Origin of the sequence: Bacillus sp. FJAT-53060, from assembly GCF_037104745.1 — a bacterium.
Taxonomy (GTDB): Bacteria; Bacillota; Bacilli; order Bacillales; family Bacillaceae; genus Bacillus; species Bacillus stratosphericus_B.
The window spans coordinates 61,759-77,363 of sequence record NZ_JBAWSW010000005.1 but is presented as its reverse complement, the minus strand read 5'-3'; the positions used below and the strand labels follow the sequence as shown (position 1 = coordinate 77,363).

The 15,605-nt window shown below is 44.5% G+C and carries 15 protein-coding genes; 14 read left to right on the top strand and 1 reads right to left on the bottom strand.

Features of this window, described 5'->3' with window-relative positions; translation table 11 throughout:
- Positions 1-48 precede the first annotated feature (48 nt).
- The 11 genes from purC (at position 49) to ablB (ending at position 11,052) form a co-directional block, all read left to right on the top strand.
- Positions 49-771 (top strand): phosphoribosylaminoimidazolesuccinocarboxamide synthase, encoded by a 723-nt coding sequence (purC, locus tag WAX46_RS03700; protein WP_226567510.1) that lies wholly within the window; start codon positions 49-51, stop codon positions 769-771.
- Positions 764-1,018 carry a phosphoribosylformylglycinamidine synthase subunit PurS gene (purS, locus tag WAX46_RS03695; RefSeq protein WP_226567509.1) on the top strand — a complete coding sequence of 85 codons (255 nt, stop codon included), beginning with the start codon at positions 764-766 and terminating at the stop codon, positions 1,016-1,018. Before purC ends, purS begins: the two co-directional genes overlap by 8 nt.
- The gene (gene purQ / locus WAX46_RS03690; RefSeq protein WP_336493375.1) at positions 1,015-1,698 is read left to right on the top strand and encodes a phosphoribosylformylglycinamidine synthase subunit PurQ; all 684 of its coding nucleotides are present in this window, start codon (positions 1,015-1,017) and stop codon (positions 1,696-1,698) included. The genes purS and purQ overlap by 4 nt, the downstream gene beginning before the upstream one ends.
- The gene (purL, locus tag WAX46_RS03685; RefSeq protein WP_336493374.1) at positions 1,682-3,913 is read left to right on the top strand and encodes a phosphoribosylformylglycinamidine synthase subunit PurL; all 2,232 of its coding nucleotides are present in this window, start codon (positions 1,682-1,684) and stop codon (positions 3,911-3,913) included. The genes purQ and purL overlap by 17 nt, the downstream gene beginning before the upstream one ends.
- Positions 3,889-5,319, top strand: coding sequence for an amidophosphoribosyltransferase (gene purF, locus WAX46_RS03680; RefSeq protein ID WP_226567506.1), 1,431 nt, complete (start codon positions 3,889-3,891; stop codon positions 5,317-5,319). Before purL ends, purF begins: the two co-directional genes overlap by 25 nt.
- Before the next feature lie 96 nt (positions 5,320-5,415).
- The gene (gene purM, locus WAX46_RS03675) at positions 5,416-6,456 is read left to right on the top strand and encodes a phosphoribosylformylglycinamidine cyclo-ligase (RefSeq protein WP_226567505.1); all 1,041 of its coding nucleotides are present in this window, start codon (positions 5,416-5,418) and stop codon (positions 6,454-6,456) included.
- Positions 6,453-7,022: a phosphoribosylglycinamide formyltransferase gene (gene purN / locus WAX46_RS03670; RefSeq protein WP_336493373.1), complete on the top strand. Its 570-nt coding sequence runs from the start codon at positions 6,453-6,455 to the stop codon at positions 7,020-7,022. Before purM ends, purN begins: the two co-directional genes overlap by 4 nt.
- 16 nt (positions 7,023-7,038) lie before the next feature.
- Positions 7,039-8,577, top strand: a complete 1,539-nt coding sequence (purH, locus tag WAX46_RS03665; protein WP_226567503.1) for a bifunctional phosphoribosylaminoimidazolecarboxamide formyltransferase/IMP cyclohydrolase — start codon at positions 7,039-7,041, stop codon at positions 8,575-8,577.
- Between the two features lie 12 nt (positions 8,578-8,589).
- Positions 8,590-9,864: a phosphoribosylamine--glycine ligase gene (purD, locus tag WAX46_RS03660; protein WP_226567502.1), complete on the top strand. Its 1,275-nt coding sequence runs from the start codon at positions 8,590-8,592 to the stop codon at positions 9,862-9,864.
- 125 nt (positions 9,865-9,989) lie between these two features.
- The gene (locus WAX46_RS03655) at positions 9,990-10,184 is read left to right on the top strand and encodes a hypothetical protein (protein ID WP_226567501.1); all 195 of its coding nucleotides are present in this window, start codon (positions 9,990-9,992) and stop codon (positions 10,182-10,184) included.
- Between the two features lie 22 nt (positions 10,185-10,206).
- Positions 10,207-11,052, top strand: coding sequence for a putative beta-lysine N-acetyltransferase (gene ablB / locus WAX46_RS03650; protein WP_226567500.1), 846 nt, complete (start codon positions 10,207-10,209; stop codon positions 11,050-11,052).
- Here the strand turns inward: ablB and WAX46_RS03645 are convergent.
- A complete protein-coding gene (locus WAX46_RS03645) occupies positions 11,047-12,705 on the bottom strand; it encodes a PucR family transcriptional regulator (RefSeq protein ID WP_226567499.1) in 1,659 nt (552 codons plus the stop codon). The genes ablB and WAX46_RS03645 overlap by 6 nt on opposite strands.
- Before the next feature lie 190 nt (positions 12,706-12,895).
- Between WAX46_RS03645 and WAX46_RS03640 the strand changes: the two genes are divergently transcribed.
- The 3 genes from WAX46_RS03640 to WAX46_RS03630 are packed head-to-tail and all read left to right on the top strand — an operon-like array spanning position 12,896 to position 15,600.
- Positions 12,896-14,260 (top strand): aspartate aminotransferase family protein, encoded by a 1,365-nt coding sequence (locus WAX46_RS03640; RefSeq protein ID WP_226567498.1) that lies wholly within the window; start codon positions 12,896-12,898, stop codon positions 14,258-14,260.
- A 12-nt stretch (positions 14,261-14,272) separates the two neighbouring features.
- Positions 14,273-14,959 carry a CoA transferase subunit A gene (locus WAX46_RS03635; protein ID WP_226567496.1) on the top strand — a complete coding sequence of 229 codons (687 nt, stop codon included), beginning with the start codon at positions 14,273-14,275 and terminating at the stop codon, positions 14,957-14,959.
- Positions 14,935-15,600 (top strand): 3-oxoacid CoA-transferase subunit B, encoded by a 666-nt coding sequence (locus WAX46_RS03630; RefSeq protein ID WP_226567494.1) that lies wholly within the window; start codon positions 14,935-14,937, stop codon positions 15,598-15,600. The genes WAX46_RS03635 and WAX46_RS03630 overlap by 25 nt, the downstream gene beginning before the upstream one ends.
- Positions 15,601-15,605: the final 5 nt, after the last annotated feature.

Sequence of the window (15,605 nt, the reverse complement as noted above, 5' to 3'; positions counted from 1 at the left end):
TGGCCAATCTTGAAAATTGCCAATATTCAAATTAGGAGGCCGATCTGAATGACTGTGAAACAAGAACTTCTCTACGAAGGCAAAGCGAAAAAAATCTATCAGACCGATGACGAGCATATTTTATATGTTGAATATAAAGATTCAGCCACAGCATTTAACGGTGAAAAGAAAGCGGAAATCGAAGGCAAAGGTCGACTGAACAATGAAATTTCAAGCTTAATCTTTCAAATGCTGCATGAGAAAGGGATCAACAATCACTTTTTAAAACGCCTCTCTGAAACAGAACAGCTCATTCAAAAGGTCCAAATTGTACCGCTTGAAGTGGTTGTACGAAACGTTGTGGCAGGCAGTATGTCAAAACGCCTCGGCATTCCAGAGGGAACGAAACTGGAAAAGCCATTAATCGAGTTTTACTACAAGGATGATGCACTCGGTGATCCGCTCATTACAGAAGATCATATTTGCATATTACATGCAGCGGCACCTGAGCAGGTGGAGGAAATGAAACAGATCACAAGACAAGTGAATGAAGAGTTAAAACAAATCTTCTCAGATTGCCATGTAAATTTAATTGATTTCAAGCTTGAATTCGGTATAAATCACGAGAATCGTATTTTGCTAGCTGATGAGATTTCTCCTGATACGTGCAGGCTTTGGGACAAAGACACAAACGAAAAGCTTGATAAAGACGTGTTCAGACGAAACCTGGGTGGCTTAACGAATGCATACGAAGAAATTTTCAAAAGACTTGGAGGCCATAAACATGTATAAAGTGAAAATTTTTGTCAGCTTAAAAGAGAGCGTTCTTGATCCACAAGGAAGTGCCGTGCAGCACGCTTTGCACAGCATGTCCTATCAGGAAGTAAAGGATGTCCGTATCGGGAAATACATGGAGCTTGTCATTGAAAAATCAGATCGTGATTTAGACACAGTGGTAAAAGAAATGTGTGAAAAATTACTTGCCAACACGGTAATTGAAGATTACCGCTATGAGGTGGAGGAGGTTATCGCACAGTGAAGTTTGCAGTGATCGTTTTGCCTGGCTCTAACTGTGATATCGATATGTACCATGCGATTCAAAATGAGTTAGATGAACAAGTTGAATATGTATGGCACGACGAAACGAGCCTTGACGGATTTGACGGTATACTCGTACCAGGCGGTTTCTCTTATGGGGATTACTTAAGATGCGGTGCAATTGCTCGTTTCTCTAACATCATGCCGGCTGTGAAGAAAGCAGCTGAGGAAGGAAAGCCTGTTCTGGGTGTTTGTAACGGGTTTCAAATTCTTCAGGAGCTTGGCATTCTTCCAGGTGCGATGAGACGAAATAAAGACCTGAAATTTATCTGCCGTCCAGTTGAACTCATTGTAGAGAACAACGATACGCAATTTACAAGCGGCTATCAAAAAGGCGAATCCATTACTATTCCTGTTGCACACGGTGAAGGCAACTTCTACTGTGACGAAGATACATTAACGAAGCTCATTGAACAAGGCCAAATCGCTTTCACTTATGGAGATGATATTAACGGTAGTACAAATCGAATTGCAGGTATAACGAATGAGCAGGGCAATGTACTCGGCATGATGCCGCACCCTGAGCGCGCGGTTGATTCATTACTAGGCAGCCCAGACGGACTTAAGTTGTTTCAATCTATCGTGAAAAATTGGAGGGACACTCATGTCACTACTGCTTGAACCAAGTCACAAGCAAATTAAAGAAGAGAAATTGTATCAGCAAATGGGATTGAGTGATGAAGAATTCGCTTTAATCGAATCTATTATTGGCAGGCTGCCGAACTACACAGAAACAGGTATCTTTTCTGTTATGTGGTCTGAGCATTGCAGTTATAAAAACTCAAAGCCTGTTTTAAGCAAGTTCCCGACAAAAGGAGAACATGTTCTTCAAGGTCCTGGGGAAGGCGCTGGAATCGTTGATATTGGAGACAACCAAGCCGTTGTATTTAAAATCGAATCACATAACCATCCTTCTGCGATTGAACCGTATCAAGGAGCAGCAACAGGTGTCGGCGGGATTATCCGTGATGTATTCTCTATGGGTGCGCGTCCAATTGCTGTATTAAACTCTCTTCGTTTTGGTGAACTGACTTCACCGCGCGTGAAGTACTTGTTTGAAGAAGTAGTGGCAGGAATCGCAGGTTATGGAAACTGTATCGGTATTCCAACAGTCGGCGGAGAGGTTCATTTTGATCAAAGTTATGAAGGCAACCCGCTCGTCAACGCGATGTGTGTTGGATTAATCAACCATGAGGACATCAAAAAAGGGCAGGCCAAAGGTGTTGGCAATACGGTCATGTACGTAGGTGCCAAAACTGGACGTGACGGGATTCACGGCGCCACATTTGCCTCTGAAGAATTTTCTGATGAATCAGAAGAAAAGCGTTCAGCTGTTCAAGTAGGAGATCCGTTCATGGAAAAGCTATTGCTTGAAGCGTGCCTTGAAGTCATTAAAAATGATGCGCTCGTTGGCATTCAAGATATGGGAGCAGCTGGTTTAACAAGCTCAAGTGCGGAAATGGCAAGTAAAGCAGGTTCTGGTATTGAGATGAACCTAGACCTCATTCCGCAGCGTGAAACTGGCATGTCTGCATACGAAATGATGCTGTCTGAATCTCAAGAGAGAATGCTTTTGGTCATTGAAAAAGGCCGTGAGCAAGAAATTATCGATATCTTTGAAAAATATGATCTTGAAGCTATCTCAGTCGGTCATGTGACAGACGATAAAATGCTTCGTTTAATCCATCAAGGTGAAGTGGTTTGTGAGCTTCCTGTTGATGCACTTGCAGAAGAAGCACCGGTTTATCACAAGCCGTCAAGTGAGCCTGCATACTATCGTGAGTTCTTAGAAACAAAAGTCGAAGCACCTGACATGACAGATGCAGCAGATACGTTAAAACAGCTCCTTCAGCAGCCCACGATTGCAAGTAAAGAATGGGTCTATGATCAATACGACTACATGGTTCGGACAAATACAGTCGTTGCACCGGGCTCTGATGCAGGTGTTCTAAGAATTCGTGGAACGAAAAAAGCCCTTGCGATGACAACAGATTGTAACGCACGTTATCTCTATCTTGACCCAGAGGTCGGCGGTAAGATTGCAGTGGCAGAAGCAGCACGTAACATTGTCTGCTCAGGCGCTCGTCCTCTTGCAGTGACAGATAACCTGAACTTCGGTAACCCTGAGAAACCAGAAATCTTCTGGCAGATTGAAAAGTCTGCTGACGGTATTAGCGAAGCTTGCCGCACATTAAGCACGCCGGTGATCGGTGGTAACGTCTCTTTATACAATGAATCAAATGGAACAGCCATTTACCCAACACCAGTCATTGGAATGGTTGGTTTGGTTGAAGATACAGCTCATATTACGACTCAATCGTTTCAGCAGGAAGGCGATGTGATTTTCGTCATTGGTGAAACGAAGGAAGAATTTGCAGGCAGTGAGCTTCAAAAAATGACAGAAGGCCGTATCTACGGAAAAGCGCCAGAAATTGATTTGGATGTAGAACTTGCACGTCAAGAAGCCCTTCTAGCAGCGATTCAAAACGGACTTGTTCAATCAGCACATGATGTGTCTGAAGGCGGTCTTGGTGTAGCACTTGCTGAAAGTACGTTTGGAACAGACGGTCTTGGCGCCGATATCCAGATCGATCTAAAGAGTGCAGCATCATTATTCAGTGAATCGCAGTCACGTTTTGTCGTAACAGTTAAACCAGAAAACCGTGAAGCATTTGCTGCGGCTGTGAAAGATGCGAAAGAAGTCGGAACGGTCACAAATGATGGTGTATTGGCCGTCAAAAATCAAGAAGGACAACAATGGATTCATGCAGCGGTCAACGAACTTGAACGTGCATGGAAAGGAGCGATCCCATGCTTGCTGAAATCAGAGGCTTAAACGAAGAGTGTGGTGTCTTTGGGGTTTGGGGGCACAAAGAAGCCCCGCAAATCACATATTACGGATTGCATAGTCTTCAGCACCGAGGACAAGAAGGTGCGGGAATCATTGCAACAGATGGTGAAAACCTGACGTCACACAAAGGCCTTGGACTGATTACGGAAGTGTTCCAAAATGGTGAGCTAAAGGATTTAACGGGAAAAGGTGCGATCGGACACGTTCGGTATGCGACAGCAGGCGGAGGCGGCTTTGAAAATGTGCAGCCCCTCTTCTTCCGCTCGCAAAATAACGGCAGTCTTGCCCTTGCTCATAATGGGAACTTAGTGAATGCAACGCAATTAAAGCAGCAGCTAGAGAACCAGGGAAGCATTTTCCAAACTTCCTCTGATACCGAAGTGCTGGCTCACTTAATCAAGCGCAGTGGGTATGTTGATTTGAAGGATCAAATCAAAAATGCTCTGTCTATGCTTAAAGGAGCATATGCTTTCTTAATTATGACGGAAACAGAAATGATCGTGGCGCTTGATCCGAATGGCTTACGTCCACTTTCACTTGGTGTGCTTGGAGACGCTTATGTTGTCGCTTCTGAAACATGTGCATTTGACGTCGTCGGCGCAACGTATTTAAGAGATGTGGAGCCTGGCGAAATGCTGATCATGAATGATGAAGGGTTGAAATCTGAGCGCTTCTCTATGAACATTAACCGTAGCATGTGTAGCTTGGAATATATTTATTTCTCAAGACCTGACAGCAACATCAACGGCATCAACGTGCATAGTGCGAGAAAGAATCTTGGCAAGAAGCTTGCAGAAGAAGCGCATGTGGAAGCAGACGTCGTGACAGGTGTACCAGATTCCAGTATTTCTGCAGCGATTGGCTATGCCGAAGCGACAGGCATTCCATATGAGCTTGGTTTAATTAAAAACCGTTATGTCGGCCGGACATTTATTCAGCCGTCTCAATCATTGCGTGAGCAGGGCGTGCGAATGAAGCTGTCTGCTGTGCGCGGGGTTGTCGAAGGAAAGCGTGTCGTCATGGTGGATGATTCCATCGTACGCGGAACAACAAGCCGCCGAATTGTCACGATGCTAAGAGAAGCGGGGGCAACTGAAGTACATGTACGCATTAGTTCACCGCCAATTTCTCATCCGTGTTTTTATGGAATTGATACGTCCACACACGAAGAGCTAATTGCCTCTTCTCATTCAGTTGAAGAAATTAGACAGGAAATCGGTGCAGACTCCATTGCATTTTTATCTGTAGACGGTTTAATGGACGGGATTGGAAGAAAGTATGATGATCCGCAGCGTGGTCAATGCTTAGCATGCTTTACTGGAAAATACCCGACTGAAATTTATGAAGACACTGTCCTTCCGCATGTGAAGGAAACAGTCCTGACGAAATAATCGAATAATGGAGCAGCAGTCAAGATGATTTGATATGCTGCTCTTTCATTCTGCCGACAATAAATGGAAGTTAAGCAGCTAAAAGGAGTGAATGGGATGTCAGAAGCATATAAAAACGCCGGTGTCGACATCGAAGCAGGATACGAAGCCGTCAAACGAATGAAAACACACGTAGAACGTACAAAAAGAGCAGGAGTAATGGGCGTTCTAGGCGGCTTTGGCGGTATGTTTGATTTATCTGAGCTGCCATACAAAAAGCCCGTCCTTATCTCAGGAACAGATGGTGTTGGCACGAAATTAAAGCTTGCTTTTTTAATGGATAAGCACGATACAATCGGCGTAGATGCAGTTGCTATGTGTGTTAACGATGTGCTTGCACAAGGGGCAGAGCCGCTTTTTTTCTTAGATTACTTAGCAGTCGGAAAAGCAGATCCTTTGAAAATTGAATCGATTGTCAAAGGTGTGGCTGATGGATGCGAGCAATCTGGTTCAGCACTTGTCGGCGGAGAGACAGCAGAAATGCCGGGTCTTTACTCAGAAGAAGAATATGATATTGCTGGTTTTTCTGTAGGAGTCGTTGAAAAGAATGAAATCGTAACAGGAGACAGCATCAAAGAGGGACATTTGTTGATCGGACTCAGTTCAAGTGGGATTCATAGTAATGGCTACTCTCTTGTACGCCAAGTATTGCTCGAAGACGCCGGTCTTGACCTTCATCAAATATATGAGCCTTTTACAAGACCGCTTGGAGAAGAGCTTCTTGAACCGACGAAAATCTATGTAAAGCCAGTTCTCAAACAAGTGAAAGCCGGCAAGGTTGACGGCATGGCACATGTGACAGGCGGTGGCTTTATTGAGAATTTACCACGTATGCTGCCGGAAGGGCTTGGCATTGAGATTGATAACGGCTCATGGCCAGTACCACCTATTTTCTCTTTTATTCAGGAAAAAGGACAATTGAAGGTAGAAGAGATGTTCAACGTGTTTAATATGGGTATCGGCTTTGTCTTAGCAGTAAAAGAGGATCATTTAGTGGATGTCATCAGTGGACTTGAACAAGACGGGGAGAAAGCATTTCTGATCGGACGAGTTCAAAAAGGAGAAGGCGTCACTTTCGGCGGTGGAAGTCTCTCATGAAGAAGTTTGCGATCTTCGCCTCTGGAAGCGGGACAAATTTTCAAGCCATTATTGATACGTTAAAAGAAGAGCAGTGGCAGGCAGAGGCCGCCATAGTGATTTGTGATAAAGCGGGTGCGAAGGTGCTGAAGCGGGCAGAGAAAGAGGGCATTCCGTCCTTTGCTTTTACGCCTAAAGATTTTCCTAGTAAAGCGGCTTTTGAACAAACCATTATTGAACAGCTTAAGCTGCATGAAGTGGAATGGATTTTCCTCGCTGGGTATATGAGACTGATTGGGCCGACATTACTCGAAGCATTCAGAGGGAAAATCGTAAATATTCACCCTTCCTTACTTCCAGCATTCCCAGGGCTTGATGCCATTGGGCAAGCCTATCAAGCAGGGGTCAAAGTGGCAGGAATCACCGTTCATTATGTCGATGAGGGCATGGATACCGGACCAATTATTGAACAAGCTGCAATTCATATTGAACAAGGGGAAGACCTTGAATCGATTGAAAAAAGAATGCACGAACTAGAACACACACTATATCCAAAAGTGATCAAATCACTTTTAGAATTATCTTAGATGAGGTGACAAAGGCATGACGATCAAACGCGCATTAATCAGTGTTTCAGACAAAATGAATCTTGTACCTTTTGTGAAAGAATTAACAGAACTTGGCGTTGAAGTGATTTCAACTGGAGGTACACACAAGCTTCTTCAAGAGAACGGTATTGAAGTCATTGGGATTTCTGAAGTGACTGGATTCCCAGAAATCATGGACGGACGACTCAAAACACTTCACCCAACCATTCATGGTGGTCTATTAGCAGTGAGAGAAAACGATGAGCACATGGCACAGATTGAAAAGCACGGCATTCAGCCGATTGATCTTGTTGTCGTGAATCTATATCCATTCAAAGAGACGATCTCAAAAGACGATGTGACGTATGAAGAAGCGATTGAAAACATTGATATTGGGGGGCCGGGAATGCTTCGTGCTGCATCTAAAAATCATCAAGACGTGACTGTCATTGTGGATCCTCGTGATTATGATGCAGTGGTTCAGCAAATCAAAGAAGGCGGCGTGTCGCTTAAGAAAAAACGTGAGCTTGCGGCAAAGGTATTCCGTCATACAGCTGCTTACGATGCCCTCATTGCGGATTATTTAACGAACTATGTTGGCGAAACGGAGCCAGAACAGTTCACTGTCACGTTTGAGAAAAAACAATCCCTTCGTTATGGAGAAAACCCGCATCAAGCGGCTACTTTCTATGAAAATGCGCTTCCAAGCAAAGGGTCTTTGGCAACAGCGACGCAATTACATGGAAAAGAACTTTCCTACAACAATATCAAAGATGCCGATTCAGCTCTTCAAATCGTACGTGAATTCTCGGAGCCAGCAGCTGTTGCTGTGAAGCATATGAACCCATGTGGTGCTGGTACAGGGGAAAACATTGCAGAGGCATTTGACCGTGCATTCAAAGCAGATGAAACATCTATTTTCGGCGGCATTGTTGCGCTTAACCGTGAAGTAGACAAACAAACGGCTGAAGTTTTGCATACGATTTTCTTAGAAATTATCATTGCTCCTTCATTTAGCCAAGAAGCGCTTAACGTGTTAACAGCGAAAAAGAACCTTCGTTTATTAACACTAGATGTAGAAGCGGATCTCGAGAAAAAAGAAAAGCAGCTGACGAGTGTCCATGGCGGACTACTCGTTCAGGATATCGACACTTATGGCTTAGATGAAGCAACGATCTCTATTCCAACGAAAAGAGAACCAACTGAAGATGAATGGAAAGACTTAAAGCTCGCCTGGAAAGTCGTCAAGCATGTCAAATCAAACGCCATTGTCCTTGCGAAGGATCAAATGACAGCAGGTATCGGCGCTGGTCAAATGAACCGTGTCGGCTCGGCTAACATTGCGATTGAGCAAGCAGGTGAAAAGGCAAAAGGAAGCGCACTAGGCTCTGATGCTTTCTTCCCAATGGGCGATACAGTAGAAGCTGCTGCAAAGGCAGGTGTAACAGCGATTATTCAGCCAGGCGGATCGATTCGTGATGAAGAATCGATTTTAAAGGCAGATGAATACGGCATCGCCATGGTCTTCACTGGCGTTAGACATTTCAAACATTAAGGGGATGACAGTGTGAACATATTAATTATCGGCAGAGGCGGAAGAGAGCATACCATCGCATGGAAAGTGAATCAAAGTGCGCTTGTCAGCCAAGTATTTGTCGCACCTGGCAATGATGGAATGACAGGTGTCGCAAGCCTTGTACCGATCGACGAAGGTGATCATGAGGCGTTAATTCATTTTGCAAAAGAAAACGATATCGGCTTAACGATTGTCGGACCAGAGGTTCCTTTAATTGCAGGTGTGGTCGATGCATTTAAAGAAGCAGGTCTAAAGGTATTTGGACCAAATGCAAAAGCTGCGGTCATTGAAGGGTCAAAGGAATTTGCAAAAGATTTAATGGAAAATTACGATATCCCGACAGCCGCATATACAACCTTCACAGCGTTTGAAGAGGCGAAGGCATATGTAGAAGAAAAGGGCGCACCGATTGTCATTAAAGCAGACGGTCTCGCAGCAGGAAAAGGTGTGACAGTTGCCATGACACTTAAAGAGGCCATTGACTGTCTGCATGACTTTTTAGAGGATGAAAAATTTGGGGATGCGAGTGCATCTGTTGTCATTGAAGAATTTTTAACAGGAGAAGAGTTTTCACTGATGGCCTTTGTCAATGGAGAAAAGGTGTACCCGATGGTGATCGCGCAGGATCACAAACGTGCATTTGAAGATGACAAAGGACCGAACACTGGCGGCATGGGGGCTTATTCTCCGGTTCCACAAATTTCAGATGAAGTGGTGCAAAAAGCAGTTGAAGAAGTGGTAAAGCCGGCGGCTCGTGCGATGGTGCAGGAAGAACGTCCGTTTACAGGCATTTTATATGCAGGCTTAATGCTGACACCAGAAGGCTCGAAGGTCATTGAATTCAATGCACGCTTTGGCGACCCTGAAACGCAGGTTGTGCTCCCTCGTCTTGAATCGGATTTAGTTCAAGTATTCCTCGATATTCTTGATGGAAAAGATGTGGACTTACAGTGGAAAGACACAGCCGCTGTCAGTGTGGTTCTTGCATCAGAGGGGTACCCAGAGGACTATGCAAAAGGCACGCCGATCGGTGCTTTGCAAACAACTGTTTCTGATGTGGTGACCTTCCATGCAGGCACGAAAAAGGAAAACGATCAATTCGTGACAAATGGCGGTCGTGTAGCAAATGTCACTGCATTTGATGACACATTTGAAGCGGCAAGATCAAGAGTATATGAAGCGGTTGAAGACATCATTCAACCAGGTCTATTTTATCGCCGTGATATTGGCTCCCGTGCGCTGAAGGCTGCGGGGAAATCCGTTTAATCAAAACACCTTTCTATCTGATGAGATGGAAAGGTGTTTTTTCTTCTTTTGAACATGAGAAGGGATGCCGGCGGAATATGAAGAAGTAGTAGTAGTATGGGATCACGAATGTATGAGGAGGAAACATGGTTATTAAAGCATATATCATTGGTGTATTAGTCATGCTTATTTTATTTCTGATAGCCACAAATAACGTCATGTTGTTTGCAATTAAGCACAATAAAATGAAAAAAGCCTTAGCCATTAGTTATATGATCATTTCGATTCTTTCTGGTGTCGCAATTGCTTCATTTTTAATTTGGAGGTTTTTTATTAGCTGATTCATAAGAGAGGAATGAGTGTATGGTGCAATTGAAGGAACTTGCAAACGAGCGTTTTTCTGCCTTAATCTGTATTGATTCATTTAATCAAAGAATTCGTTTGGACGACTATAGCGGCAGGGTACGGGATGTCATTCAGTCAGTTCTTCAGGAGGCTGAGGGTTGCAGGGCTTCTAAGGTGATTGTGAAAGTAAGGCGTGAGCATGTGCCTCTTTTTTTAGAAAAAGGCTTTCGGCTTGAAGGGGTGTTTTCTCATTATTTCCTTGGAAGCGATGCGTACGGAATGTCGCTCTTTCTCACAGAGGATCGGATGAACAGTCCGTATTGGCTGAAGGAAGATGAAATCGTGGCGTCCATTCAAGGACAGCCTATCAAAAAAGATCAGGGCACGTGGCAGGATGAGTATGTGATGAGGAAAGCCGATGCGAAGGATATCCACAAGCTGGCAAAGCTCTATGATACGGTCTTTGAGACGTACCCCACCCCGATGAACGAGGCGGATTACATCCAAAAGGTGATGGAGGAAGGGACTGTTTTTTATGCCGTTGAACATGATGGTGACATTGTGAGTGCAGCATCCGCTGAAATCAATGCGCCGTATGGACATGCGGAATTAACAGATTGTGCAACCCTTCCATCATACAGAAAACTAGGATTCATGCATCATTTGATTCTATCACTCGAAAAAGAGCTTCAATCCATGCATATCTATGTCTTTTATTCGCTTGCGCGGGCACTGTCCTATGGGATGAATCAAGTATTTTATCAGCTTGGGTATACGTATACCGGTCGCTTCCAAAACAACTGCTATATTTTTGACAAAATTGAGGATATGAATCTATGGGTCAAAACGCCAAATGAATCATGAAATGGTTCTCATCTGATCAAGCAGACCAGATAGGCGGTAAGCCATGATACTCAGCTGCAGCTTCATCCGATCATCAGTGGATTTGAGGCTGCAGCCTGTTCTCGTTTCAATTTGTTTCAAGCGATAGCTCAATGTATGCCTGTGAATAAACAATTCTCCCGCAGATTTTTGAATATTTTCATTGTGTGCCAAATACACTTCGAGTGTATGGATCAGATCAGCTCCTTGTTTTCTTGTATAAAGCAAAGGGCTTAACAGCTCCACATAAAAGTCATGCAAATTCATTCCTGCTTCGTTCATTTCAAGGAGCATGCCATATAAGCCGAGCTTTTGATAATGAATGATGCTTTCATCTGTTTTTAAGAGTGGAAGAAGCCTTGCTGCATACTGGGCTTCTTTCGCGCTTTTTGCAAAGAGACTGATCTGATCATAGGCTTTTCCAATACCAATCAAAATCGGATGGACGGGGAAAAAATAAGACCAAGTATTCCGGCACTCCTCTGCTGCGCTATACCAATCTGTTTCTTGAAACGTTTTTTTTCCTGCGGGTGTCAGGACAAAAATGGAATCAAGCCTCGCCTTTAGTAAAAAGGGAATATGTCTGCGTTCAAATATCGATGTGAGCAATTGAGAGAGGCGCTGCACCATTTGGTGATCGAGCTGTGTATGCTGATGCTGAAATTGAAAGTAGATCACGACCTGTTCATCACTCATATCATATTGCAGCTTTGTTGCTTGTTCGATGACATAGCTTTCTTCTGTATATTGCTGCTGTAATATATCATCTAACAAATGTCCTTGCATTTGGTTTTCTGTATCTTGTATGGCTTTTTGTTTCAGCCATTCAATCGCATACACCGCCCCCGCATGCTCGATCGCAATCGCATCGAGATGATGCCATGCCGCCTTTTTCTTTAAAGACACAATAAACCCAAAAATATCACCCATCGCAATGACAGGACACGCAGCCAATACAAATTCTCCATATGTGTCATAAACGAGTCGCCCTTTCTCCTCTGCCTGCTTGAGCAGTGGCGTGGTTTCAATTGGTTCACAATCTGTTACAAAGCCAAAAGCAGGAGAATACGTCACTTGATCCTTTACAAGATGAGTAGCTATTTGATGTAAAAACATATCAAGCACCACGATGTTCGCCGCAGTTAAATGTGCCAGCTCATCCGTAATTTGCGTCACATTTTTATTGCTCACATTTAAATGGGTCAGTCTTTGATGAATCGCTGAAGAATATTTGAGTTGATGGAGCTGACTGCTGACGATTTGCTCTAGGATTGCTTTTGTAATGTCTGAGAAATTGACATGTGAAGGAATCTCAATGAGCGGGATGTCACTGCTTTTGGACGCTTCAATGATTGTTGCTGGAATCTCCGTTAAGTACACGCCTTTATAAATCGCAATGGCTGATAGACGATGAGATTGAATCAATTCTTCAAGCCGAACGCGTCTCTCTTTATTTTCCGCAAGCTCGAAACCGGTTGTGACAAGTAGTTCCCCTTCTGAAAGCCTGGATGTATCTTCGATGATTTCCACAATGGTTACCCACTGAATGAGGCGATCCAGCCCATTTTCTCCAGCAAGCAGTTTTGTTTCCTTCATGATATCGAGCGAGAGTGCATCTTTGACGAGAATCGCCATAGACTCATGACCTCCTTTTGAACAATCTTATACACGATGTATAAAAAATGTCTATGAAATTTGGGCATGTGGCGAATAGAGGATGACTGCCCTTTTGATTATGCTAATCTTATAACAAGTATACAAAATTTTCTTGCGATTCATGAAAAAGAAAGATGCAGCTGCTGACAAGAGAGGGAGGAATGAAAACGTGGAAACCCGGGAGTACTTAATCAAACCAATGTTGAATCAGAATTATCCTGTGGCTGTGAAAGGAGAGGGGATTTATTTATATGATCGGGACGGAAAAAAATATGTAGATGGATCATCAGGGGCAGTCACGGCCAGTATTGGACATGGCATACGAGACATCATTGAGGCCATGACAGAGCAAGCGGAAAAAGTGAGTTTTACGTATAGGTCACAATTTACAAATGAACCAGCGGAAGAGCTTGCCTATGAATTGAGTACGCTTTGCCCTGGCAATCTGAACTGGTCTTTCTTTGTAGGAAGCGGATCAGAGGCAACGGAGACAGCGATGAAGATTGCGATCCAGCATTGGCAGGAGCAGGGGAAGACGGAAAAGAATCACATCATATCAAGGTGGATGAGTTATCACGGCATCACACTTGGTGCGCTGTCGATGTCAGGTCATATTGCCAGGAGAGAGCGCTTTGAACCACTGCTTGAAAAACACCCAGTGCTGTCACCACCATATAGCTACAGATCATGGCTGCCGAAAGAAGAAAGCAAGCAGGTCGAGTGGTATGTCCAGGAATTTAAAACTGTCATCCAGCGTATAGGAAAAGAGAGGATTGCTGCCTTTATGGCAGAGCCCATTGTTGGAGCGGCGGGAGCTGCACTTGTGCCCCCAGACGGGTATTTTGAAGCGATGAAGCGAGTCTGTGAGGAAAACGACATTTTAATGATTGCAGATGAGGTCATGACAGGCTTTGGACGAACAGGGAAAATGTTTGCTATGGAACACTGGGGTGTCGAACCAGATATCATGGTTCTCGGTAAAGGAATGAGTGCCGGTTATTCACCGATTGCGGCAACTGTTTCAGCGGATCATGTGATTGCACCGATTCTCAGTGGCTCAGGCTCTGTTATGGCAGGTCACACGTATAGTGCCAATCCGCTTTCAGCAGCCGTCTCACTGGCTGTTCTTCGATATATGAAAAAGCATCAGCTTCCTGAACGAGCGGATCTGTCAGGTCGATATTTAATGAATGCCTTAAAGGATTTGCAAACAAACAGTTTCATTATTGGAGATGTGAGAGGCAAAGGACTGTTCATCGGCATTGAGTTTGTCGCAGATCGTTTGTCCAAAACGCCATTTCCTGCACATGCTCAGATGACGAATCTAGTCGTGGAGACGGCAAAGCAAAATGGTTTACTCGTATATCCAGCAAGTGCCGGAGAGGATGGAGTGGGAGGCGCAGCTGTCATGATTGCACCGCCGCTTTCTATCACGCAACAGGAGATGGATGAACTCATTCATCTATTCGGGCAGACCATCACGCAGGTCGAACAAGAAGTCATCAATCGAGGGTTTTTCCCATCTGCCATGTAGGGAGGAAGGAACATGAACAAAACAGCGGGCTTTGATGAAGTGATCGCACGTTTTAAAGATGGCATGACCATCATGTTTGGCGGCTTTGGTGGAGTGGGCTCACCGCCATCATTGATCGACGCCATCCTAGAAGCAAATATCAAAGATCTGATATTGATCGGAAACGATGCAGGCTTCCCGCAAATTGGTGTTGGCCGGCTCATCACAGAGGGGAGAGTCAAGAAAATAATCGCTTCTCATATTGGCTCAAATCCCATTGCCGGGAAGAAAATGCAGGCGGGTACATTAGACGTTCTCTTTTACCCGCAGGGCATCCTAGCAGAAAAGATCAGAGCAGGCGGGATGGGCCTAGCGGGCATTGTGACAGATGTCGGGATGGATAGCCTGAATCGTGATGAGAAACAATTGGTTCCGCTAAATGGGAAGAATTATATTCTTGAGCCTGCGCTGACAGCGGATGTTGCCATCGTTAATGCCTTCAAAGCAGATGAAGCAGGAAATTTGATTTTTGATAAAAGTGCACGGAATACAAACCCGATTGTAGCGATGGCAGGAGACTGGACCATTGCGGAAGCAGAAGAGATTGTGCCGGTGGGTCAGCTCCATCCAGAAGAAATCGTGACGCCAGGCGTATTTGTGAACCAGATCGTGCAATCAAAAGGAGTGAACTGGACATGGGCATGGGAGACATCGATTTAAGACATCGCATTGCCAAAAGAGCGGCACAGGAAATTGAAGATGGCATGATTGTGAATCTTGGGATCGGAATCCCAACCCTAGCGGCGGATTACATCCCCACGCATTATCAAGTGTGGCTGCATGCAGAAAATGGCATTATGGGGGCAGGAGCCTCACCTGTACAAGGTGAAGAAGACCCGAATTTGTGCAATGCCGGCGGTTTTCCAATTACGTTATCAAAAGGTGGATCATACATGGACAGCACGACAGCTTTTGGCATCATTCGAAAAGGAATGCTAGACATGACAATTTTAGGTGCACTTGAAGTAAGCAGCCAGGGTGACCTTGCGAATTGGATCGTACCAGGTAAAAGAGTACCTGGTATGGGCGGAGCGATTGAGCTGGCGCAAAAAGCAAAAAAGGTTGTGGTGGTGATGAACCACCTTGATAAACACGGTCAATCAAAGGTGAAATCGGCCTGTACGCTGCCACTAACCGCTAAATCCTGTGTGGATCTGATTATCACGGATATGGCGGTTATTGAGATCAAGTCTCAGCTGTTGATCTTGCGTGAAGTCATGCCGCCGTTTCAGCCGGAAGATGTCATCAGGGCGACAGAGGCTCCTTTAATTTTAGCGCCTGATGTCAAATTTGTTGTGTAGAAAGG